The organism is Nonomuraea sp. NPDC049695 (genome assembly GCF_040674955.1).
Lineage (GTDB): Bacteria > Actinomycetota > Actinomycetes > Streptosporangiales > Streptosporangiaceae > Nonomuraea > Nonomuraea helvata.
The window spans coordinates 25,805-46,840 of record NZ_JBFANV010000035.1 but is presented as its reverse complement, the minus strand read 5'-3'; the positions used below and the strand labels follow the sequence as shown (position 1 = coordinate 46,840).

The window sequence follows — 21,036 nt, the reverse complement described above, 5'->3', positions numbered from 1 at the left end:
TAGGACCAACCGGTTGTGGCCTCCCCTAGGGCGCTGTGGTCTGCCAAGAGTGGATATGTGAACGAGACAAGGGGCGTGGTGATCGGCTACGACGGCTCCGACCACTCGATGCAGGCCCTGGACTGGGCGATCGACGAGGCCGAGCTCCGAAAGCTGCCCCTCGTCGTCTGCCACGCGTGGCAATGGCCGTACGGCGACGGTGATCCGGCGGCCCGTGACTCGCTGCACCATGCGGCCGAGCACGTGCTGTGGCACGGCGCCGACTGCGCTCGAGCCGGCTCCCCAGGACTGGACGTGCGGCCTGATCTGTACGAGGGCTCGACGACCAGGCGGCTGGAGGAGCTGTCGGCCGAGGCCGGACTGCTCGTGGTCGGCTCGCGTGGACTGGGCGCCGTGGCGCGAGCGGTGACCGGCTCCGTGGCAGCCCATGTCGTGGCCCACGCCCAGTGCCCGGTCATCGTCGTCCGTGGCAGGGGTCCGCTGCCTCGCAGGCCCCACCAGGGACCGATCGTGGCGGGCCTGGCGGACGACGGCAAGGCCGACGCGGTGCTCGCCTTCGCCTGCGCGGAAGCGACCGTACGCGGCCTTCCGCTGCTCGCGGTGCACGCCTGGCACCAGCCTCCGGTGGCCTGGGGAGGGATCGCGTTCCCCGCCCTCGACCCCATGGCCGTCGGAAACGCCGCCGGCACCTGGCTGGCGCAGGTCCTCCGGCCATGGAGGGAGAAGCAGCCGAACGTCATGATCGAGGCGCGTACGACACAGTCACCGGCAGGCGAGGCGCTCGCCGCCGTCACGGACGCGACCCTGGTGGTCGTCGGGAGCCCGCACGGACGGTTCGGCTCCGTGACCGCGGCCATGTTGCGGCATGCGCCCTGCCCGGTCGCGATCGTGCGTTGAAAGGAGCGCGACGCCCGCCTCCGGTGGCCCGTTCTCCTGGGCCGCCGGACCTCACAAAGGGACGTGCCAGCGCAGCCGCGTGCCTGTCCCTTCCGGGCCAGGGCTCTCCAGCTCTGCGGTACCGCCGAGGCGGCCGGCCCGTTCCTCGATGTTGCGCACACCGCTCCGACGTCCGCTCTCCTTCAGGCCGACGCCGTTGTCCGAGACCGTGAGGGTGAGGCCGTCGCTCGCCACCTCGACGGAGACGGCGGCCCGGGTGGCGTGGGAGTGGCGTACCACGTTGGACAGGGCCTCGCGCAGGACGGCCAGCAGGTGCTCGGCGACGGGTTCCGGCACCAGCGTGTCGATCTGCCCTTCCATGCGCAGGCCCGGCATGAAGCCCAGATGGCTGCCGGCGCCCTCCACCAGATCCACGATCTGCGCCCGCAGGCTGGGTGCGGCCTGGTCATGAGAGACCTGCAGGGCGAAGATGGACGAGCGGATCTGCCGGATCGTCTCATCCAGCTCGTCGATGCCGCGCTGCAGCCGTTTGGCCGCCTCCGGATGGTCCACCAGCCGCACCGTGCTCATGAACGTCATCGCGGTCGCGAACAATCGCTGGATCACCACATCGTGCAGGTCCTTGGCGATCCGGTCCCGGTCCTCCAGCAGGCCGAGGCGCTCCGCGTCCCGGCGTGCCTCGGCCAGTTCCAGCGCGATCGCCGCCTGGCCGGCGAAGGCATGCAGCATCTGCTGGTCCGCGGTGCTGAACGGCAGCCGCCCGCTCCGCTTGGCCAGCGCCAGCACCCCATGCACATGCGGCAGGGTGCCCAGCGGAATCATGAGCCCAGGGCCGTAACCCAGCCGCTGCAACGGCGAGTCCGGGTAGGGAGCGCTCTGCAGGTCCGCGTCGGACATCGGCTCCCCCTGCGCGAACACGTCGCCCGCGAGCGTGGCCGACACCTCGAAGGCGGTCCCCAGCACTTCCTCCGCGCCCTCTCCTTCGGCGACCTCCACCCGCAGCGAGTCGCCCGCCGGATTCGGCAGCAGCACCTGGACCAGGTCGGCGTCGCTCATCTGGCGGGCGCGCGCGGCCACCGCGGTGAGCACCTGACCCGGCTCGGCGCCGGACAGCAGGCTCGTGGTGATCTCCGAGGAGGCCTGCAGCCAGGTCTCGCGCCGCCGCGACTCCTCGTACAGGCGGGCGTTCTCGACGGCGACACCCGCCGCGGTGGCCAGCGCGATCACGATGGCCTCATCCTCTTCGTCGAAGTCGCCGCCGCCGCGTTTCTCGGTCAGGTAGAGGTTGCCGAACACCTCGTCGCGCACCCGTACCGGGACACCGAGGAAGGAACCCATCGGCGGGTGGCCGGGCGGGAAGCCGTACGACTCGGGGTGGTCGGAGATGCGGCGCAGCCGCAGCGGCCGGGCGTCCTTGATCAGCAATCCGAGCAGGCCGAGGCCGTGCGGCCAGTGCTCGATGCGAGCGATCTCCTCCTCGCTCAGCCCGACCGGGATGAACTGGAGGAGTGTGCTCTCCAGCCCCACGACACCGAGCGCGCCGTAGCCGGCGTCGACCAGCTTGGTCGCGGTCTCCACGATGCGGCGCAGCACTGTTTCCAGGTCGAGGTCGCTGCCCACGGACACGACGGCTTCGAGGAGCGCGTGCACCCGGTCGCGGGTGGCCAGCACGGCGGTGAGCCGTACCTGTAGTTCTGCCAGCAGCTCATCGAGCCGCATCTGCGGCATCAACGGACGGTGCTCGCTTTCCATGTCGATCAGTCTCGCACCGCGGCGGAACGCCGCCTAGTGAGCCGGTTTTGAGATGCGGTCGCAGTAGCGGCAGATGCGGTCGAGCGGCTCAACCCGGTCATCGTCGTACCGGAGGGCGCCACCACGGTGGACGCCCGGATCCGGGTGACACCCTGCGAGCCGTCGCCCTCGCCGCTGCTGCGGCGGATGCGCTGACGGCCGGGAGCGGACGCCCGCGCCAGGGCGTACCTGTCCCCCGCGGTCGGGACGTTGGTCCTGGTCATCAGGGTCGCATGGCACTGCCCTGCCAGTGCCATGCGCACGCAGACTTGCAGGGTCGGGGAAGAGGACACATGACGCTGGGGGCCGACATGAAACGTCCGGCAACAGCGGCGATCGCGGTCGGGGCGGCATTGGCCGCCGCGGCGGCGGTGACCGGCATCGCCGGCGCCACGGCCGGCACCACGGCCGGCGCCACGCCGCCTGCGGCCGCCGTCTGGCAGCCGACCGCCACGCCGACCGGCTGGGGCCCCATGGGCCCGTGCGGCTGGATGCGCCACATGTACGTCAGCGACGAGGCCGGCTATCTGCGCCAAATGGTGGCCCACCATGAAGAAGCAGTAGCCGCGGCCCGGCAGCTTCAGCGCTCGAACCGGCCCCAGATGCGCGCCCTGGGCGCCTCGATCGTCACGACGCAGAACGCCGAGATCGCCACCATGAAGGAGTGGCTGGCGAACTGGTATCCGGGGCACCCGGCAGCGCGCGACTATCAGCCGATGATGCGCGACCTGTCCGGACTCTCCGGCGATGCGCTCGATGAGGCGTTCCTGCAGGACATGATTCCGCACCACATGGCGGCGATCATGATGTCGCAGCAGCTGCTGGCGTCCGGGCGGGCCGAGCATCCCGAGGTCGCGGAACTCGCCGCGAAGATACGCGACAACCAGCATGCCGAGATGTTCCGGATGCGCCGTTACCTCGCCGACTGGTTCGGTGAACGGGGCAGGCCCTGTGGCAGATGGGACAGGCCGGGCCCACACGGGCCGCGCCACATGATGGGCTGAGCAGCCCTGCCGTCAGCGCCGCCGGCCCGCTCGCGTGCCAGATGCTCCCGGTGCGGGTCAGGCATGGCGGCGGACAACGGCGACCGGGCAGTGAGCGTAGTGCAGCACGCCGTGGCTGACGGAGCCCAGCACCGCGGACGCCATGCCGCCGTACCCCCGGTTGCCCACCACGACCAGGTCGGCGTCCCTGGACGCATCGGTGAGAGCCGCCACCGGATGAACGGAGGTGATGTCCTCGATCACTTTGACCTCGGGGTGCTTGGCCCGCCAAGGGGCGAGGCGATCGCGAAGGAACTCGTACTGGGCTCGTTGGAGCCGGTCCAGGTCGAGCGAGACCGCGTGGACGGGGACAGCGTAGGCGTAGAGGGCGCGCAGCGCCGCCCGGCGCAGGGAGGCCTCGGCGAAGGCATGGGCCAGGGCGGGCTCGCAGGAATCGGTCTCGTCCACGCCCACCACGAGCCGCCCGCGTTCGGCCGCCGCCTCCCGTACCACGACGACCGTGCCGTGGACGTGGCCCGCCACGCCCAGGCTCACCGAGCCGAGCAACGCGCTGGCGAACCCACCGCGCCCGCGGCGGCCGACCACCAGTTCGGCGGCCGACTCCGCCCGCACCCGCAGCTCCGCCACCGCCGATCCGGTCACCACCCTGGCGGCGACCTGGACGTCGGGCCATCCGGCCATGACAGTCCCGACTTTCTCCTCCAGCATCAGCTCGGCGGCCTCCCCAAGCGTCTCCAGCAGGCCGGGGATGGGATAACGCGGAAGATCGTAGGTGCCACGTTCGATCACGTGGACGAGCTCAAGCCGGAGCCCCTTGCGTGCCGCGTCGTCGGCTGCCCAGGTGAGCGCGGCGTCGGCGCCCGGCGAACCGTCGGTCCCCACGACGATGACATCGTTCATGGTCCCGCCTTTCATCAGAAGCCTTCCCCGTGCGTACCTCCTGCCCGGAACGCGACAAAGCCACGGCAAAGGCCCTCAAGACTGCGCCGTGGTCACCGGCCGCCCATGCGTGTCCATGCGTCGCCGTTCCGCTCCCGGCTCAGGCCAGAGGCGGCCTTCTACCACCGCACGTGTGTCCTGACCGGGGAAAACGGGAAGGTCGTCCGTTGCGGACCGTCCCTTTGACACGTTCCGGGCTCTGGCCGACCGGCGTGGCCGACCCGGTCACCGTGGAAAGCCGCCACGGACGCGCCACGCTGAACGCCCGCATCACCGACGAGACCGCGCCCGGCCAGCTCTTCTGCGCGTTCCACTTCCCCGCCAGCGGGGTGAACGCCCTCACCTCGGGCCACGCGGACACGGTCACGTCGTGCCCGGAGTACAAGGTCACCGCCGTACGGCTGTCACCCGGCGGGCCCCCTTAGCCGGCTGCAGCCATCCCGCAGGGCGGCAGCGGCTCGCGCTCCCGTGGGCAGAGTGCTGCCGATGCCTGTGGAGGCGCATCGTGACGAAGGTCAGCGGGTTGCTCACGCGGGCCGGGCGTTCTCGGTCAGGCGGCGAGTGTCGAACCGCGTATGACGAGTTTGGTAGCAAGCTCGATGTGGCGGTATTCGATGTCCTCGCCGGCGGCCAGGCGCAGCGCGGTGCGCAGGGCGACGGCGCCCATTTCGCGCAGCGGCTGGCGTACGGTGGTCAGCTGCGGCGAGGTCATGGTGGCGATCTCAGTGTCGTCGAAGCCGACGACGCTGAGCTCTTCGGGGATGCGCAGGCCGCGGGCCCTGGCCGCCTGTATGGCTCCCATGGCGCTCTCGTCGCCGGCCGCGAAGATGGCCGTCGGCGCGGGGCGCAGGTCGAGCAGGGCGGCTCCTTCTCTCATCCCGTCGGGATAGCCGAAGCCCGGGGTGCGGACGTACTCGGATGGCACGGGCACCCCCGCGGCCTCCATGGCGGCGCGGTAGCCATGCATGCGTGCTTGGTTGGTGGTCGAAGTCGCGGGTCCGCCGAGATAGGCGATGCGGCGGTGGCCGAGCTCCAGCAGATGCTGTGTGGCGGACAGACCGCCGGCGAAGTTGGTGGCTCCGACGCTGGTCACGAGGGTGTCCGGCAGGTTCAACGGATCGATGACCACCACCGGGAGGTGGGCCTTGGACAGCGCGGCGAGCTGGGCCGGGGTCGGCACGCTCATCAGGGTGATCACCGCTCGACGCCCGGCGGCCACGAGGTCGCGCGCCCAGGAGACCCCTTCGCCGGCTCTGTCCTTCGGATAGGTGACGACGACCGCGACGCCCGACTCGGCTCCGGCCTCGACCGTGCCCTTGATGGCCTCGGTGGAGTACGCGCACAGATCGTCCACCCACAGCTCTACCGTGGCCGTACTCCGCGCGTGGGCCTGCCCTGACGAGCGCGGCACGTAGCCCTGTTCCAGCAGCAGAGACTGCACCAGCGAACGAGTGGCCGGCGCGACGTCGTGGCGGCCGTTGAGCACCTTGGACACAGTGGTCACGGACACACCGGCCGAGGCGGCGACGGCGGCCAGCGTGGTACGCCGAGAATTGCTCGGCATCGATTCCTCTCCCAGCAGGCCCAAGTGATCTTTCCGCTCTTCAAATTGCCAGATATGCCGTTTCGTCGCAACGCTTTTAGTCTGAGGTGAAAGGGGCCGGAATTCTCCTGCTCATGGGCAGTCCCGTCACAGGAGCTTGTCCAGGGTGATGGGGAGGTCGCGGATGCGCCTGCCGGTGGCGTTGTGGACGGCGTTCGCCACGGCTGCCGCCGCTCCGACGATGCCGAACTCGCCGATGCCGCGGGCGCCGAGGTCGCTCAGCAAGGTGTCGGGATAATTCAGGAACTCCACATCTATGTGGGGGATGTCGGCGTTCACGGGGACCAGGTAGTCGGCCATCGTGGCGTTGGCGAACCGGCCCGTCTCCGGCTCGATCCGCAGGTCCTCCAGGAGCGCCTGACCGATCCCCATGACGATGCCGCCCACGATCTGGCTGCGGGCCGTCCTGGCGTTGACGATCGTGCCCGCGTCCACCACGCACAGCCACCGCGTGACCCGGGGCTCCCCGGTCCACCGGTTGACCCGTACCTCGCAGAAGTGCGCGCCGAATGACCTGAACGCGTGGTCCTTCACGGGGTTGCGCGGCGAGGTCGCGGTGGCCTCGACGGCGGGCACGCCCAGCAGGGTCAGCAGCTCGCCGAAGGGCATCCCGCGCCCGCCGGCCCTGACCTCCCCGGCCGAGAACGCGACCTCCTGACCGTGGAACGGCGACTTCTCGTGTTCGGTCGCGAGCCTGACCATCGCCTCCTTGGCGGCGTCGGCGGCGAGCCGGACGGCCGGCCCGTTGGTGGAGGTGGAGCCGGAGCCGCCCGCGTTGGCCGCCGGAGGCGTGGCGGAGTCGCCGAGCACCGGCACGACCCTGCCGACCGGGATGCCGAGGGCGTCGGCGGCGAGGAGGGCGAAGACGGTGGACTGTCCTGTGCCCAGGTCGGCCGCGGTGCCCGACACCACGGCGCGGCCGTCGGCGCGCAGCCGAACGTTGATCGAGGCCTGGCCTCGTCCCGCGCCGTAGGTCGCCGTCCCCATGCCGAGGCCGACCAGCCAGTCGCCGTCGATGACCGCGCCGGGCCTGGGACTGCGCCGCGACCAGCCGAACCGCTCGGCGCCCAGGGTGTAGCACTCCGCCAGGTGCTTGCTCGACCAGGGCAGCCCGCTGGCCGGATGGACGGCGGTGTCGTTCTTCATGCGCAGGTCGAGCGGGTCCATGCCGAGCTCGGCGGCCAGCTCGTCCATCGCGCTGTCCAGCGCGAAGGAGCCGTTGGACTCCTGAGGGGCGCGCATGATGGTGGTGACCGGCACGTCCAGAGTGACGACCTTCCTGCTCACGTGCAGGTTGGCCGAGCCGTACAGGGCCAGGGAGAGGTTGGCGACCTGCTCGTAGAAGTCGTTCGATGCCGACTTGCCGGAGACGCCGTCGTTCTTGACGGCGATGAGCGTGCCGTCCCTGGCGGCGCCGAGCGAGACGGTCTGGGCGGTCACCGGCCGATGCCCGACCACGGTGAACACCTGCTCGCGGGTGAGGACGGTCTTGACCGGGCGATCGAGGGCGCGGGCCGCCGCCACGGTCAGCGGGGTGTGCGCCCACATGCCCCACTTGTTGCCGAAGCCGCCCCCGACGTACGGGTTGATGACGCGGATCCGCTCCGGGCCGATGGCGAGCGTCTCCGTCAGCCGGTCCACGACCAGCCGTACGCCCTGGCTCGCTGTGTAGACGGTGAGCTGGTCCCCGGTCCAGAACGCCACGGTGGCGTGCGGCTCCATCGCGACGTGGGTCTCGGCCGGGGTGGTGTACGTGACGGTGACGGTGACGTCGCCGGCCGCCAGCGCCTCGTCGATGGAGGAGACACCGGGGGCCAGCACGTCCACGACGGGCGTGCCGTTGGGCGGCGGGGTGGCGCTCGCCAGGCCGTCGGCGAAGGACGCCCTGGGGCGTTCGGCGTCGTACCGGGTGGTCACCAGCGCCGCGGCATCCCTGGCCTGCTCGAACGTCTCCGCCACGACCAGTCCTATGGCCTGGCCGTAGTAGCGGACGCCGGTGTCCTGCAGCGGCGGGGTGAGCTCGGCGTTCTCCTCCTTGGCGTACGGGTGGAGCTCGAGCGGGTTGAACGGCGTGTAGATCGCGATCACCCCGGGCGCCTTCTCCGCCAGAGAGGTGTCCATGGCGAGGATGGAGCCGCGCGCGATCGTGCTGGTGAGCAGGTAACCGTGGGCGAGCCCGTCCGGATGGTTGTCGGCCGCGTAGACCGCCGCGCCGGTGACCTTGACGGGGCCGTCTTCCCTGTCCACCGACCTCATTACGGGCCTCATCGCGGGCCTGCCAGTTCCGTCAGGGCGCGCAGGATCACGCGCTGCACCAGTGTCACCTTGAAAGCGTTGCCGGCCAGCGGGCGCGCGCCCTCCGCGGCGAGCGCGGCCGCTGTCTCGCGGCTCTGGCCGGCGCGCAGCGCCGCCTCGACGGCGGGCAGCCGCCAGGGCACGGTCCCCACGCCGCCCACCGCGACCCGGGCATCGTGTACGGCGCCGTCGCGGAGATCGACCGCCACGGCGGCCGAGGCCAGCGCGAACTCGTACGACTGACGGTCGCGCACCTTGATGTAGACGGAGTGCCCGGCCCACGGCAGAGGCGGCACGATCACCTCGGTGATGAGCTCGCCGGGTCGCAACCGGTTCTCCACGTGCGGGGTGTCGCCGGGCGGCAGGTAGAAGTCCGCCAGCGGGACCGTCCGCTCGCCGTCGGCGCCGAGCAGCCGTACGGACGCGTCCAGCGCGACCAGCGCCACCGCGACGTCGCTCGCGTGCGTGGCGACGCAGGAGACGCTCGTGCCCAGGACGGCGTGGCCTCTGTTGTCGCCGGTCCGCGCCGGGCAGCCGCTGCCGGGTGCGCGCTTGTTGCACGCCGTCGCCACATCGCGGAAGTAGCCGCAGCGGGTGCGCTGCAGGAGATTGCCGCCGATGCTGGCCATGTTGCGCAGCTGCGGTGACGCGCTGAGGAGCAGCGCCTGCGAGACGAGCGGGTAGTGGGTCGCGACGGCGTCGTGGCGGGCGACGTCCTCCATCCGCTCGAGTGCGCCGATGCGCAGGCCGTCCGGCCCGGACCGGATCCCGTGCAGCGGGAGGCGGTTGATGTCGATGACCTGCTCGGGGGCGAGCACGTCGAGCTTCATCAGATCGACCAGCGTGGTGCCGCCTGCGAGGAAGGCCGAGGCGTCCCCGGCCAGGCTGAGGGCGTCGTCGATGCCGCGGGGCGCGGCGAAGCCGAAGGCGCGCATCAGGCCCGCGCCTGCTGCACGGCCTCGACGATGTACGGGTAGGCGCCGCAGCGGCAGACATTGCCCGACATGGCCTCGCGGATCTCCGCGTCGGTCCGCGCATGCCCCTCCCGCAGCACGGCCACCGCCGACATGATCTGCCCCGACGTGCAGAACCCGCACTGGAAGCCGTCGCGGTCGATGAACGCCCGCTGCACCGGGTGCAGCCGGTCGCCGTCGGCCAGGCCCTCGATCGTGGTGACCTCGTGGCCGTCCATCGTGGCCACGAGGGTCAGGCACGACAGCACCCGCCTGCCGTCCACGTGCACGGTGCAGGCCCCGCACTGCCCGCGGTCGCAGCCCTTCTTCGTGCCGGTCAGCTCCAGCCGCTCCCGCAGGGTGTCGAGCAGCGTCGTCCGCGGGTCCGCGCGGAGCCGCTCGGCGGTGCCGTTCACCGTGAACGCCACCTCGACCAGGCCGTCCGCCGCCTGTCCTGACAACCGCCTCCGGGAGGGATCAGCGTGCTCCATACGGCGGAACGTTAAGCTTTGCCGGCTCGCCGGTCAAGAGCAGACATCGGATGATTCTCGCCTGACAACCGCCCTTCGGTGGAGGAGGCCACGCAGCGAGGGTCTCCTCCTCCGATGACTGGCGACCCGTAGAGATGGCGTCAATATTCCGGCTCTCGCCGTATGAAAGCCGTCGAGAACCACCAAACGCTGGTCAGCCTCATGTCGAACGCCGTCCGCCACAGCCCCGACAATCATCAGGCGCTCGTCACGGCCAGCCGGCACGACGACCTGGCCGAGATCCGCGACAACGGCACCGGCGTGGGCCTGGGACTCGCGCTTTCGCGGGGGTTGACCGAAGCCATGGGCGGCACGCTCGCACCCGAAGAGACCCCCGGCGGAGGTCTCACCATGATTGCTCAACCTCGGCCGGGCATGGGCTACCGCTTCACTCCGTGACGGGCCCGTCCGGGTAGACAGCAGAGCACTCCCACATGCCCGGCAGAGCACTTCGGAGGTTCAGCCGGCGACCACTTCGTAGCCGACCTCTTCCACGACGTTCCTGATCTCGGCGTCGTCGAGCGGGCCGTCCGAGGTGACGGTGACCTGTCCGGTCGCCAGCTCGACAGCCACCGATGAGACCCCGGCGACCTTGCCGATCTCCGCCTGCACCTTGCCGGCGCACCCGCCGCAGGTCATCCCCGACACCTTGTACGTGCTCGTGCTCATCGCCACATCTCCTCTCTCACATACCCCTGCTGGGTATGCAGAGGAGACGGTACGCCGTGATCATCTCCAAGGCAAGGCATACGGCCCAGGGGTATATGAGATCCATGTCACATTGCCGGCAACATACCCCCTAGAGGTATTGTCGCCGGCATGAGAGAACTCAACAAGATCATCGTTGTCGGTGCTTCGCTGGCGGGGCTGCGGGCCGTGCAGACGCTGCGCCGGGAGGGCTTCGAGGGCGAGGTCACGCTGGTCGGAGCCGAGACGCATGTGCCCTACAACCGCCCGCCGCTCTCGAAGAGCGTGCTGCGTGGCGACGACGACGTCACGCTCCCCGGCGCGGAGGAGCTCGGCGACCAGTGGCTGCGCGGGCGGCAGGCCGTACGCCTTGACGTCCGGAGCCGGACGGTCACCCTCGACGACGGCGTTGAGGTCGGCTACGACGGCCTGGTCATCGCCAGCGGCGCGCGCCCGCGCCGGCTCGACGGCGTGCGCACCCTGCGCACCCTCGACGACGCGCTGGCGCTGCGCGCGCAGCTCGAGTCGGGGCACGAGCACGTGCTGGTCATCGGCGGCGGCTTCATCGGGGGCGAGGTGGCCTCCACGGCGCGACAGCTCGGCCGGAAGGTCACCCTGGTCGACTCGGCGCCGTACCCCATGCACGCCGGGCTGGGCGAGGAGGCGTCACGCTGGCTGGCCGCGCACCATGAGCGCAACGGCGTCGAGCTCGTCACGAACGTCCGGGTCACCGCCGTGAACGGCGGCCAGGTACGGCTCAGCGACGGCCGGTCCATCGCCGCGGACCTGGTCATCGGGGGCATGGGCGTGGTGCCGAACACCGAATGGCTGGACGGCAGCGGTCTGTCCGTGGACGACGGCGTGCTGTGCGAGCCGACGCTGTTCGCGACGGAGTCGACCGACGTCGTGGCCGCGGGGGATGTCGCGCGCTGGCCGCACGGCCTCTTCGGCGGGGAGAGGGTGCGCATCGAGCACTGGTCCAACGCCAACGAGCAGGGTGCGGTCGCCGCCCGGAATCTGCTGGCCGGGCCGGAGAACGCGCAACCCTTTGCGGACGTGCCGAACTTCGCCACCCATGTGCACGGCGCCCGCGTCCAGATGGCCGGGCTGCCGCACCTCGCGGACGCGGCGAGCATCGCCGCCGGCTCCCCGGAAGAAGACCGCTTCGCCGTGGCCTTCACCCGGAACGGCGTGCTGGTGGGCGCCGTCGCGGTCAACTCCCCCAAGGACCTGATCAAGCTCAAGCGGGCGATCACGGCACGCGAAACGTTCTGACTACGATCGCCGGTAGCATTGCCGGCATGATGCGGGGTCTCGGCGAGCTCGAATCCACGATCATGGACCGGATGTGGGCCCGGCGCCGGCCCGCCTCCGTACGAGATGTCCTGGAAGACCTTCGCCAGGAGCGGGCCATCGCCTACACCACGGTGATGACCGTGATGGACAAGCTGCACACGAAAGGCCTGCTGAAGCGCCGGCCGGTGGGCCGGGCGTACGTCTACGAGCCGGTCGCCTCCAAGGAGGCCTACACGGCCGACCTGATGCGCAGCGCGCTCGCGGGCAGCGGCAACCAGGCCGCCACGCTGGTGCACTTCCTGGAGCGGCTGACGCCGGAGGAGGCCGCGGCGCTGGAGGCGGCACTGCAGGTGTTCCCGCACCGAGGCGGTCGGGCATGATCGCCGCCATCGTCCTGCTGCTCTACACGGTCATGGCCGCGATCTGGCTGCCCCGGCTGGGCCGCCGGGCGGCGCGCCGGGCCGATCGGGCACCCCGGCTGGCGATCGCGCTCTGGCAGGCGGCGGCCGCTTCGGTGGTCGCCTCGACGGCGCTGGCGGCGCTGGCCTTCGCCGTCCCTCCTGAGATCGTGGGGCACGGCCTGGCCGGGCTGTTCGAGGCCTGCGCCGACATGCTGAACGACGGATCCGGCGTCACACCGGCGGGTGCGGGCGCGCTGCTGGCCGCGGGAGCGGTGCTGGCACGGGTCGCCTATTGCGGTGCGGCCGTCCTGGTCAGAGCCCGCGCCGAACGTCGCGAGCACGCGGCGCTGCTCAGTCTCCTGGGCCGGCGCGACAGCGACCTCGGCGCGGTCGTGATCGAGTACGACGAGCGGCTGGCCTACTGCGTGCCCGGCAGGCACGCCCAGATGGTCATCACCACGGGCGCGCTGCGAAGTCTCGCTCCTGAGCAGGTCGCCGCGGTGCTGGAGCACGAGCGGGCGCACCTCCGGGGACGCCATCACCTGGTGCTCGCCGCCGGCGAGGCTCTGGCCCGGGCTTTCCCGCACGTCCCGCTGTTCGAGCGGGCCAGGACGGAGATCGCCAGGCTGATCGAGCTGCTGGCCGACGACGTCGCCGCGCGCCGCCACCCGCGGGTGCAGATCGCCGCCGCGCTGGTCCGGCTGGCCACCGGCCACGCGCCCGCGTTCACGCTGGGCGCGGGCGGCGAGACGGCGATCACCCGCGTGCGCCGCATGCTCAATCCCGAGGCGCCGCTAGGCCGTCGCGAGCGCCTGACCGGGCTGCTCGCGGTCGCCCTGCTGCTGGGCGGGCCCGCGATGGTCGCGCTGGTGCCCGGCCTCAGCTCCTTCCTGGCACATCACTGCCATTCGCTCTTCACCCTCTGACCCACGAACGCTGATAGTAGAAAGCGTCGAGGGTGGTGGCTCCGGCGGCCCGCGCCGCTTCGGACATGGGGGCCGGCATGCGACTTGATGCCGACATGAACTCACCTGCCGGCATGAGCAGCGGTGAGATCGCGGCGCGGTTCGGCCTCGCGACGCATGTCCTGCGGGCTCCACACGTACGAGCGTGAATCGGACTCCTTGAGGTCGCCATACGACGCCTCAGGACGCAACGTCTACTATGGCTAATGGTAGATCAAGTGCCACCGGACGGGTATGGAGGAGAGCCATGACGACCGGGGAGACCAAGGATCGCAGCACAGCGGTTCTCGACGTGAGCGGGCTGCGGTGGGCCTCCGAGCAGAACGTCGTGCGTGCCGTCCTGAGCCGCCGCCCTGGAGTGATCGAGGTCGAGGTGAACCCGGTCGGGCAGACCGCCACCGTGGTGTTCGACCCGAGGACCACGTCCTTGGCCGAGCTGCGCCGCTGGGTCCAGGAGTGCGGCTATCACTGCGCGGGACAGTCCGTGCCGTCGCACGTCTGCGACCCCATGGCGGAGCCCGACCCGCCAGGCGTCGAGCACGCGGTTCTGGAGCCCGCTGCCGAGCATGAAGCGTCTCCGCACGAGATGATGGGGCACGGGGGCCACGGCGCCATGTCGATGGAGGCCATGGTGGCCGACATGCGCAACCGGTTCCTGGTGGCCGCCGTGCTGTCGGTCCCGATCCTGATCTGGTCGCCGATCGGCCGGGAGGTGCTGGGGCTGGACGTGCCGGTGCCGTTCGGGCTGCGCGAGGACGTGTGGGCGCTGCTGCTCAGCCTGCCGGTGATCTTCTACTCGTCGTGGATCTTCTTCGACGGCGCCGTACGGGCGTTGCGGGCGCGCACGCTGGACATGATGGTGCTGGTCGCCGTGGCGGTCGGGGCGGGCTGGCTGTACTCGCTGTACATCACGCTGACCGGCGGCGGCGAGGTGTTCTACGAGGCCGCGACCGTGCTGGCGGCGTTCGTGCTGCTGGGGCACTGGTTCGAGATGCGGGCCAGAGGCGGCGCCAACGACGCGATCCGGGCGCTGCTCGACCTGGCACCGCCCAAGGCGGTGGTGATCCGCGACGGCGAGCAGGTGGAGGTCCCCACGGCCGAGGTCGTGGTCGGGGACGTGCTGCTGGTCCGTCCCGGCGCGAAGATCGCCGTCGACGGCGAGGTCGTGGAGGGCGAGAGCGAGGTCGACGAGTCGATGGTCACCGGCGAGAGCCTGCCGGTGCACAAAGCCCCGGGCGCCGCGGTCGTCGGCGCGACCATCAACAAGAACGGCACCCTGCGGGTACGGGCCACCAAGGTCGGCGCCGACACCGCGCTGGCCCAGATCGTCAAGCTCGTCCAGCAGGCCCAGAACTCCAGGGCACCAGGGCAGCGCCTGGCCGACCGGGCGGCGTTCTGGCTGGTCCTCGTCGCGCTCATCGGCGGCGGGCTGACGCTGGCGGTCTGGCTCGTGGCGGGCGCGACGGCAGGAACGGCCATGCTGTTCGCCATCACCGTCGTCGTGATCACCTGCCCCGACGCGCTCGGCCTGGCCACCCCCACCGCGATCATGGTGGGCACCGGCCTCGGCGCCAAGCGTGGCGTGCTGTTCAAGAACGCCATGGCGCTGGAGACCTCGGCTCGCATCCAGACCGTGGTCATGGACAAGACCGGCACCCTGACCAGGGGCGAGCCGGAGGTCACCGATGTGATCGCCGACGGGCTGGAGGAGGCCGAACTGCTGCGGCTGGTGGCCGCCGTCGAGCGGGAGTCCGAGCACCCGCTGGCCGAGGCCGTGGTCCGCTACGCCGACGCGCACGCCCCCGGCGTCCCGCGGGCCACCGGCTTCGAGAACGTCCCCGGTCACGGCGCGACGGCCCAGGTGGACGGGCGCCGGGTCGTGGTGGGCAACACGAAACTCATGCAGGCGGAAGGTATCGACCTGGGCACCCTGGCCGTACGGCGTGAGGAACTGGCGGCGGGCGGACGCACCGCGGTCATCGCCGCCGTGGACGGGCGCGCGGCAGGGGTGATCGGCATCGCCGACGCTCCCCGCGACAGCTCAGCGGCCGCGGTGGCCGCGCTGCACGAGGCCGGCGTCGAGGTCGTCATGCTGACCGGCGACAACGAGGCCACCGCCCGGCGGATCGCCGATCAGCTCGGCATCGACACGGTGATCGCCGAGGTGCTGCCAGGTGACAAGGCCGCCAAGATCGCCGCATTGCAGAGCGGCGGGCGCAGGGTCGCGATGGTCGGCGACGGCGTCAACGACGCCCCGGCGCTGGCCCAGGCCGACCTGGGCATCGCGATCGGCGCCGGTACCGATGTCGCCATCGAGACCGCCGACGTGGTGCTCATGCGTTCCGACCCGCTCGACGTCCCGACGGCACTGGCCATCGGCCGCGGCACGCTGCGCAAGATGCGGCAGAACCTGGGCTGGGCGATCGGCTACAACACGATCGCGCTGCCGATCGCGGCCGGTGTCTTCGAGCCCGCCTTCGGCCTGGTGCTGCGACCGGAGATCGCGGCCCTGTCCATGTCCGGATCGAGCTTCATCGTCGCGGTCAACGCGCTCGCCCTCAAGGGGCTCCGCCTGCCCCGCCCTGCCGCGGACTGAGCACCGACTGGGCCGTGATGCTGGGGTGCACGCGATGTGGCCGAAGGCGTTGATCGCCTTCGGCCACAGGGAGCGGTTTCTTACTTGAAGCGGCGTAGCCGCAGGCTGTTGCTCACCACGAAGACGCTGGAGAACGCCATCGCGGCCCCGGCGATCATCGGGTTGAGCAGCCCGAGCGCCGCCAACGGCAACGCGGCCACGTTGTAGGCGAACGCCCAGAACAGATTGCCCTTGATCGTCGACAGCGTACGACGCGACAACCGCAGCGCGTCAGCCGCCACCCGCAGATCACCTCGGACCAGAGTGAGGTCAGAGGCCTCGATGGCGGCATCGGTCCCGGTCCCCATCGCCAGCCCCAGGTCGGCCTGGGCCAGCGCGGCGGCGTCGTTGACCCCGTCGCCCACCATGGCCACGACCTTGCCCTCGCCCTGCAGCTTCTTGACCACGTCCACCTTGTCGGCGGGCAGCACCTCGGCGATCACCTCGTCGATGCCCACCTCTGCCGCCACGGTCCTGGCGACCGCCTCGTTGTCGCCGGTCAGCAGCACCGGGGTCAGGCCCAGTGCCCTGAGATCGGCGATCGCCTGCTTACTGGTGGGCTTGACCACGTCGGCCACCACCAGCACCGCACGCGCCTGGCCGTCCCAGCCGACCGCCACCGCCGTACGGCCCGCCGCCTGCTCCTCGCCCAGCTTGCGTTCGAGGTCGGCGGGCAGGTGCTGAGACCATTCGGCCAGCAGCCGAGGCCGGCCGACCAGCACCGCGTGGCCGTCCACGATCCCCTGCACGCCGAGCCCTTCGACGTTGGCGAAGTCCTCGACGGTCGCGTCGGAGCCGGCTTCGCGGGCGATGGCCTGGGCGATCGGGTGCTCCGAGGCGTGCTCCAGCGCGCCCGCCAGCCGCAGCACCTCTTGCCGGCTCTCGCCCTCGGCCAGGTGCACGGCGACCAGGGTCATCTTGCCTTCGGTGACCGTGCCGGTCTTGTCCAGGACGACGGTGTCGACCTTACGGGTGGACTCCAGCACCTCCGGACCCTTGATCAGGATGCCGAGCTGGGCGCCCCTGCCGGTGCCGACCAGCAGCGCCGTCGGGGTGGCCAGGCCCAGCGCGCACGGGCAGGCGATGATCAGCACCGCGACCGCAGCGGTGAACGCGGCGCCCACACCGTTGCCGGTCCCGAGCCAGAACCCGAGTGTCCCGACGGCCAGCGCGATCACGATCGGCACGAACACCCCGGAGATCCGGTCGGCCAGCCGCTGCACGGCGGCCTTGCCGGTCTGCGCCTCCTCCACCAGCTTGGCCATCTGGGCGAGCTGGGTGTCGGCGCCGACCCGCGTGGCGCGGACGATCAGGCGGCCGCCCGCGTTCACCGTCGCCCCGGTCACCGCATCACCCGGCCGCACCTCCACCGGCACCGACTCACCGGTCAGCATGGAGGCGTCGACCGCGGAGGTGCCCTCGAGGATCACACCGTCCGTGGCGATCTTCTCTCCCGGCCGGACCACGAAGGTGTCACCGACCTGCAGGTGCTCGATGGGGACTCGGCGGCCGTCGGCCAGCTCCACCTCCTTGGCGCCCAGCTCCAGCAGCGTCCGCAACGCCGCACCCGCACGCCGCTTGGCACGCGACTCGAAGTAGCGCCCGGCCAGGATGAACGCGGTCACCGCCGCCGCGGTCTCGAGGTAGATGTTGCCCGAGCCGTCGGTGCGCTCGATGGAGAACTCGAACGGGTGCGTCATCCCGGGTGTGCCCGCGGTGCCGAAGAACAGCGCCCACAGCGACCAGCCGAGCGCGGCCAGCGTGCCGACCGAGATCAACGTGTCCATCGTGGCGGCGCCGTGCCGCAGGTTGGTCCAGGCCGCCTTGTGGAACGGCCAGCCCGCGTACACCACCACCGGCGCGGCCAGCGCCAGCGACAGCCACTGCCAGTTCGTGAACTGCAACGCCGGGATCATCGCCATCGCCACCACCGGCACGCTGAGCACGACGGCGGTGGTCAGCCGCTGCCGCAGGGGCCGCAGCTCGTCGGCGGGCTCCTGCTCGGCCTCGGTCCCCGGCGCGGCGGGCGGGGTGGGCAGCGCGGCGGTGTAGCCGGCCTTCTCCACCTCGGCGATCAACTGCCCCGGATCCACGCCCTCGGGGAAGGTGACCTTCGCCTTCTCCGTCGCGTAGTTGACGGTCGCGCTCACGCCTTCGAGCTTGTTGAGCTTGCGTTCGATCCGGTTGGCGCAGGACGCGCAGGTCATGCCGCCGATCGACAGCTCGACAGCCCTGCTTTCAGTCAGGGACGACATCACGTCTCCTTTCTTCCGTGTCCTGCGATCAGTGCGCGTGGGTGCCGTGGGACGGGCCGGCGCTCGGCTCTGCCGTGGGTCCGGGCTGCCCGGCCCCGGCTCGGGCGGTGAAGTCCGCGGTGCGGACCTTGCCGTCGTGCTGGAAGTCCAGGAACAGCCGGTAGTCGCCGCCGCTGGGAACCTCGGCGTAGAAGGTGATCTCCGGTCCGGCCGCCGTCTTGCCGTCGCCCGGCTCGCCGTCCGGGTGGACGTGCAGGTAGGCCAGGTCACGGGCCCGCAGTGCGACCAGATGTCCGTACGCTCCCAGGTACGGCTGCAGATCCGTGACCGGCTTGCCGTCCTTGCTCACGCTCAGCGTGAGCTTGCCGGCCTGGCCTGGCACGAGATCACCCGTCAGGGCGACCGTGTAGCCGTCCACCTGGGCCGTCCTGACCGCCTGGGGCAGGGGCTGTGGCTTGTAGTCACCCGCGACCAGCAGATCCGTACCAAGAGTCAAGCCGCTGCCACCGGTGGGAGCGAAGTCGGCGAAGGCCCGGTAGGCGCCCGGGTCGTCCAGCGTCAGCTTCACCGACCACACACCGTCGGGGGCCATGTCCGGATGTACGTGCTGGAACGTCGCCAGATCCCGCGACACCACGATGAAGTGGAGCTTCTTGTCGTGCTGGACCTGATAGTCGGTCACCGGCTTGCCGTCGGATCCCGTCACGGTGAAGCGGAAGTCCGTGGGCTCGCCGGCCTTGATCGTCGTCAACGGGTTGAGGGTGTAGCCGTTCTGGGACACTTGGAGCCCCCCGGGGGTATTGTCCTGCGCTGTTGCGGTGGTCTCCTCATGGCCGTCGTGGCCGTCGGCGGCGGGAGCCGGATGGGCCGTCCCGTGGTCGGGCTTGGCCGGTGCCGGGCCGACGTCGCCCACCGCGTTCCCGACGCCCAGGGCGCCGCCGAAGACGACGGCCAGCCCCAGCACGTAGGCACCCAGTTTGGTCGCCGCGTTCATGCCGGATTCGCCACCTCGTAGCCCGCTTCCTCCACGGCCGCGACGATCGTCGCCGTGTCCACGGGGCTGTCGCTCTCGACGGTCAGCAGGCCGCTGGCCAGGTCAACCTCCACCGAGGTGATCCCGGCGACCTCGCCGACCTCTTCTTTCACCGAGCTCACGCAGTGGCCGCAGGTCATGCCCTTGACGGTGTAGGTGGCGGTAGCCATATCGATCAACCCTTTCCGGTGTGTTCGGTGCTGTCAGGAGCGGACGAGCCGCGCGATGGCGTCGGAAGCCTCTTTGACCTTGGCCTGAGCCTCGGGACCGCCCTTGGCGGTGGCCTCGGCCACACAGTGGGCCAGGTGATCCTCCAGCAAGGAGATGGCGACCGACTGCAGGGCGCTGGTGGCCGCCGACACCTGTGTCAGGACGTCGATGCAGTACTTGTCGTCCTCGATCATCCGCTGCAACCCGCGCACCTGACCTTCGATGCGACGCAACCGGCGCAGCTGGTCCTGCTTGCTGTCGCTGTATCCGACCATGTCTCCCCCTTCCGACACTCTCACCATACTATACCCCCCCACCGTATTTCAAACCCGAGCCGGACCCGTGCGGCGCGGCGCCGGTCCGTGCCCGGCGACCCCCAAATCTTTTACCGAGTCCTGCATCCCTTACAGGCACGGCACTTCAGTGCCGTCCAGCGACCGGCAGCGGCCAATCCGATTTGCCCTACTTGCACTATCTATGCCTATATGTCTATCTTTTGCCTAATCGCGACATAGATGTGACGACCTTTCACCGCATCGTTGCCGCTTGGTTGACCGGACCGTGCGCTGCCCTCCAGGGCAGTGTCCGGCCGCCGAATCCGCGTCTCGCGGAGCCGGGGACCCACCTTCTCGGGGTGAATCGGACGCCAGCCCAGCCTGCGCCCGTAGGGCACTTCCAAGCCCGAACCCGTCAGCTAACCCGGTAGGCGGCATGGAAGCAAGGAGTCAATGCCGTCATGCCCGAGCCTCGGCTTGCCGCAATCGCCCGTATTTCCCTCAAGAATCGCCTCAATCCCCTCACCCAGCGCGTCAGCTTCGCCGTCGCGGGTGCGATCCTCGCCGGAACGACCGCCATCGCCGGCGTGGCCACCATGACGCTCGCAGCGCCCACCAGCCACGTCCCGACGTACGAGGCCCAGCCTGAGACCGGGTCCCTCACCTACGGCCTGGACATCTCGAACTACGAGCCCCTGTACGACTGGAACGCCAGCGAGGCCCAGTTCGGCATCATCAAGGCCACGGAAGGCACGAGCTTCCGCGACGCCTCCTTCGCCAGGCACTGGCTCCAGTTGGGCAAGAAGGGCATCGTGCGCGGCGCCTACCACTACGGCCACCCCGGCAACGACCCCGTCGCGGAGGCCGAGCACTTCCTGTCCGTGGTGAACGCGCAGCCCGCCGAGCCCGGCGACCTGCTGGTCCTCGACCTGGAGACCACCGACGGCAAGTCCGTGGCCGAGGTCAACGCCTGGGCCAAGGCGTGGCTGTCGTACGTGAAGGCCAAGACGGGAATCACCCCGATGTTCTACAGCGGCTGGAACTTCGCGGACACCTACGGCAAGGGCCTGGCCGAATACCCCCTATGGGTGGCCCACTACAGCAAGGCCAAGGGAGCGGTCACCCCGCCCGCCGACTGGAAGTCCTGGACCATCCACCAGTACACCGAGTCCCCCATCGACCAGAACGTCTCCGCGCTGACCGTCGACCAGCTGCGCGGCCTGGGCCGCCGCGCAGCCTGAGCAGAGCAGCGGCCGCCAGAAGCCGG

20 protein-coding genes and 1 riboswitch are annotated in these 21,036 nt (G+C 70.6%); of the genes, 9 read left to right on the top strand and 11 right to left on the bottom strand.

Features of this window, described 5'->3' with window-relative positions; all coding sequences use genetic code 11:
- Positions 1-57: 57 nt before the first annotated feature.
- Positions 58-897, top strand: a complete 840-nt coding sequence (locus tag AB0J64_RS27985; protein WP_364032804.1) for a universal stress protein — start codon at positions 58-60, stop codon at positions 895-897.
- A 51-nt stretch (positions 898-948) separates the two neighbouring features.
- Here the strand turns inward: AB0J64_RS27985 and AB0J64_RS27980 are convergent, their stop codons facing one another.
- Positions 949-2,649 carry a GAF domain-containing protein gene (locus AB0J64_RS27980; protein ID WP_364032802.1) on the bottom strand — a complete coding sequence of 567 codons (1,701 nt, stop codon included), beginning with the start codon at positions 2,647-2,649 and terminating at the stop codon, positions 949-951.
- A 332-nt stretch (positions 2,650-2,981) separates the two neighbouring features.
- Here AB0J64_RS27980 and AB0J64_RS27975 point away from each other — a divergent pair, with 332 nt between their 5' ends.
- Positions 2,982-3,692, top strand: coding sequence for a DUF305 domain-containing protein (locus AB0J64_RS27975; protein ID WP_364032799.1), 711 nt, complete (start codon positions 2,982-2,984; stop codon positions 3,690-3,692).
- A 57-nt stretch (positions 3,693-3,749) separates the two neighbouring features.
- Here AB0J64_RS27975 and AB0J64_RS27970 read toward each other — a convergent pair whose 3' ends face one another.
- Entirely contained in the window at positions 3,750-4,592 is an 843-nt protein-coding gene (locus tag AB0J64_RS27970; RefSeq protein ID WP_364032796.1) for a universal stress protein, read from the bottom strand.
- A 206-nt stretch (positions 4,593-4,798) separates the two neighbouring features.
- On the opposite strand from AB0J64_RS27970, the gene AB0J64_RS27965 reads away from it, so the two are divergent.
- A complete protein-coding gene (locus AB0J64_RS27965) occupies positions 4,799-5,056 on the top strand; it encodes a molybdopterin dinucleotide binding domain-containing protein (protein WP_364032793.1) in 258 nt (85 codons plus the stop codon).
- A 125-nt stretch (positions 5,057-5,181) separates the two neighbouring features.
- Here AB0J64_RS27965 and AB0J64_RS27960 read toward each other — a convergent pair whose 3' ends face one another.
- From AB0J64_RS27960 to AB0J64_RS27945, 4 genes are all read right to left on the bottom strand, one after another.
- Entirely contained in the window at positions 5,182-6,195 is a 1,014-nt protein-coding gene (locus tag AB0J64_RS27960; RefSeq protein WP_364032790.1) for a substrate-binding domain-containing protein, read from the bottom strand.
- A gap of 126 nt (positions 6,196-6,321) precedes the next feature.
- Positions 6,322-8,481: a xanthine dehydrogenase family protein molybdopterin-binding subunit gene (locus AB0J64_RS27955; protein ID WP_364032787.1), complete on the bottom strand. Its 2,160-nt coding sequence runs from the start codon at positions 8,479-8,481 to the stop codon at positions 6,322-6,324.
- Between the two features lie 17 nt (positions 8,482-8,498).
- Positions 8,499-9,464, bottom strand: coding sequence for a xanthine dehydrogenase family protein subunit M (locus AB0J64_RS27950; RefSeq protein WP_364032784.1), 966 nt, complete (start codon positions 9,462-9,464; stop codon positions 8,499-8,501).
- A complete protein-coding gene (locus AB0J64_RS27945) occupies positions 9,464-9,973 on the bottom strand; it encodes a (2Fe-2S)-binding protein (protein ID WP_364032781.1) in 510 nt (169 codons plus the stop codon). The genes AB0J64_RS27950 and AB0J64_RS27945 overlap by 1 nt, the downstream gene beginning before the upstream one ends.
- A gap of 162 nt (positions 9,974-10,135) precedes the next feature.
- On the opposite strand from AB0J64_RS27945, the gene AB0J64_RS27940 reads away from it, so the two are divergent.
- Entirely contained in the window at positions 10,136-10,411 is a 276-nt protein-coding gene (locus AB0J64_RS27940; RefSeq protein ID WP_364032779.1) for an ATP-binding protein, read from the top strand.
- Between the two features lie 60 nt (positions 10,412-10,471).
- On the opposite strand, the gene AB0J64_RS27935 is transcribed toward AB0J64_RS27940, so the two are convergent.
- A complete protein-coding gene (locus tag AB0J64_RS27935; protein WP_364032776.1) occupies positions 10,472-10,681 on the bottom strand; it encodes a heavy-metal-associated domain-containing protein in 210 nt (69 codons plus the stop codon).
- Between the two features lie 150 nt (positions 10,682-10,831).
- Here AB0J64_RS27935 and AB0J64_RS27930 point away from each other — a divergent pair, with 150 nt between their 5' ends.
- From AB0J64_RS27930 to AB0J64_RS27915, 4 genes are all read left to right on the top strand, one after another.
- Complete coding sequence (locus tag AB0J64_RS27930; RefSeq protein WP_364032773.1) at positions 10,832-11,974, top strand: FAD-dependent oxidoreductase; 1,143 nt, start codon at positions 10,832-10,834, stop codon at positions 11,972-11,974.
- A 26-nt stretch (positions 11,975-12,000) separates the two neighbouring features.
- Positions 12,001-12,375, top strand: coding sequence for a BlaI/MecI/CopY family transcriptional regulator (locus tag AB0J64_RS27925; RefSeq protein WP_364032770.1), 375 nt, complete (start codon positions 12,001-12,003; stop codon positions 12,373-12,375).
- A complete protein-coding gene (locus tag AB0J64_RS27920; RefSeq protein ID WP_364032767.1) occupies positions 12,372-13,322 on the top strand; it encodes a M56 family metallopeptidase in 951 nt (316 codons plus the stop codon). Before AB0J64_RS27925 ends, AB0J64_RS27920 begins: the two co-directional genes overlap by 4 nt.
- Before the next feature lie 286 nt (positions 13,323-13,608).
- The gene (locus AB0J64_RS27915) at positions 13,609-15,957 is read left to right on the top strand and encodes a heavy metal translocating P-type ATPase (RefSeq protein ID WP_364032764.1); all 2,349 of its coding nucleotides are present in this window, start codon (positions 13,609-13,611) and stop codon (positions 15,955-15,957) included.
- Between the two features lie 80 nt (positions 15,958-16,037).
- On the opposite strand, the gene AB0J64_RS27910 is transcribed toward AB0J64_RS27915, so the two are convergent.
- From AB0J64_RS27910 to AB0J64_RS27895, 4 genes are read right to left on the bottom strand one after another with little or no spacing between them, the layout of a single operon-like run.
- Positions 16,038-18,251 carry a heavy metal translocating P-type ATPase gene (locus AB0J64_RS27910; RefSeq protein ID WP_364032761.1) on the bottom strand — a complete coding sequence of 738 codons (2,214 nt, stop codon included), beginning with the start codon at positions 18,249-18,251 and terminating at the stop codon, positions 16,038-16,040.
- A gap of 28 nt (positions 18,252-18,279) precedes the next feature.
- Positions 18,280-19,245: a hypothetical protein gene (locus tag AB0J64_RS27905; RefSeq protein WP_364032758.1), complete on the bottom strand. Its 966-nt coding sequence runs from the start codon at positions 19,243-19,245 to the stop codon at positions 18,280-18,282.
- Positions 19,242-19,454 (bottom strand): copper ion binding protein, encoded by a 213-nt coding sequence (locus AB0J64_RS27900; protein WP_364032755.1) that lies wholly within the window; start codon positions 19,452-19,454, stop codon positions 19,242-19,244. Before AB0J64_RS27900 ends, AB0J64_RS27905 begins: the two co-directional genes overlap by 4 nt.
- Positions 19,455-19,487: 33 nt before the next feature.
- Entirely contained in the window at positions 19,488-19,769 is a 282-nt protein-coding gene (locus AB0J64_RS27895; protein WP_364032752.1) for a metal-sensitive transcriptional regulator, read from the bottom strand.
- 305 nt (positions 19,770-20,074) lie between these two features.
- Positions 20,075-20,218, top strand: a riboswitch (cyclic di-AMP (ydaO/yuaA leader).
- A 12-nt stretch (positions 20,219-20,230) separates the two neighbouring features.
- Between AB0J64_RS27895 and AB0J64_RS27890 the strand changes: the two genes are divergently transcribed.
- Positions 20,231-21,010 carry a GH25 family lysozyme gene (locus tag AB0J64_RS27890; protein ID WP_364032749.1) on the top strand — a complete coding sequence of 260 codons (780 nt, stop codon included), beginning with the start codon at positions 20,231-20,233 and terminating at the stop codon, positions 21,008-21,010.
- The last annotated feature ends 26 nt before the right edge of the window (positions 21,011-21,036 follow it).

What these genes read in the sequence shown, in the direction of transcription:
- AB0J64_RS27980 (WP_364032802.1), bottom strand. Translation starts at nt 2,649, where the DNA reads ATGGAAAGCGAGCACCGTCCGTTGATGCCGCAGATGCGGCTCGATGAG.
- AB0J64_RS27975 (WP_364032799.1), top strand. Translation starts at nt 2,982, where the DNA reads ATGACGCTGGGGGCCGACATGAAACGTCCGGCAACAGCGGCGATCGCG.
- AB0J64_RS27970 (WP_364032796.1), bottom strand. Translation starts at nt 4,592, where the DNA reads ATGAACGATGTCATCGTCGTGGGGACCGACGGTTCGCCGGGCGCCGAC.
- AB0J64_RS27960 (WP_364032790.1), bottom strand. Translation starts at nt 6,195, where the DNA reads ATGCCGAGCAATTCTCGGCGTACCACGCTGGCCGCCGTCGCCGCCTCG.
- AB0J64_RS27950 (WP_364032784.1), bottom strand. Translation starts at nt 9,464, where the DNA reads ATGCGCGCCTTCGGCTTCGCCGCGCCCCGCGGCATCGACGACGCCCTC.
- AB0J64_RS27945 (WP_364032781.1), bottom strand. Translation starts at nt 9,973, where the DNA reads ATGGAGCACGCTGATCCCTCCCGGAGGCGGTTGTCAGGACAGGCGGCG.
- AB0J64_RS27940 (WP_364032779.1), top strand. Translation starts at nt 10,136, where the DNA reads ATGAAAGCCGTCGAGAACCACCAAACGCTGGTCAGCCTCATGTCGAAC.
- AB0J64_RS27935 (WP_364032776.1), bottom strand. Translation starts at nt 10,681, where the DNA reads ATGAGCACGAGCACGTACAAGGTGTCGGGGATGACCTGCGGCGGGTGC.
- AB0J64_RS27930 (WP_364032773.1), top strand. Translation starts at nt 10,832, where the DNA reads ATGAGAGAACTCAACAAGATCATCGTTGTCGGTGCTTCGCTGGCGGGG.
- AB0J64_RS27925 (WP_364032770.1), top strand. Translation starts at nt 12,001, where the DNA reads ATGATGCGGGGTCTCGGCGAGCTCGAATCCACGATCATGGACCGGATG.
- AB0J64_RS27920 (WP_364032767.1), top strand. Translation starts at nt 12,372, where the DNA reads ATGATCGCCGCCATCGTCCTGCTGCTCTACACGGTCATGGCCGCGATC.
- AB0J64_RS27915 (WP_364032764.1), top strand. Translation starts at nt 13,609, where the DNA reads ATGACGACCGGGGAGACCAAGGATCGCAGCACAGCGGTTCTCGACGTG.
- AB0J64_RS27910 (WP_364032761.1), bottom strand. Translation starts at nt 18,251, where the DNA reads ATGTCGTCCCTGACTGAAAGCAGGGCTGTCGAGCTGTCGATCGGCGGC.
- AB0J64_RS27905 (WP_364032758.1), bottom strand. Translation starts at nt 19,245, where the DNA reads ATGAACGCGGCGACCAAACTGGGTGCCTACGTGCTGGGGCTGGCCGTC.
- AB0J64_RS27900 (WP_364032755.1), bottom strand. Translation starts at nt 19,454, where the DNA reads ATGGCTACCGCCACCTACACCGTCAAGGGCATGACCTGCGGCCACTGC.
- AB0J64_RS27895 (WP_364032752.1), bottom strand. Translation starts at nt 19,769, where the DNA reads ATGGTCGGATACAGCGACAGCAAGCAGGACCAGCTGCGCCGGTTGCGT.
- AB0J64_RS27890 (WP_364032749.1), top strand. Translation starts at nt 20,231, where the DNA reads ATGCCCGAGCCTCGGCTTGCCGCAATCGCCCGTATTTCCCTCAAGAAT.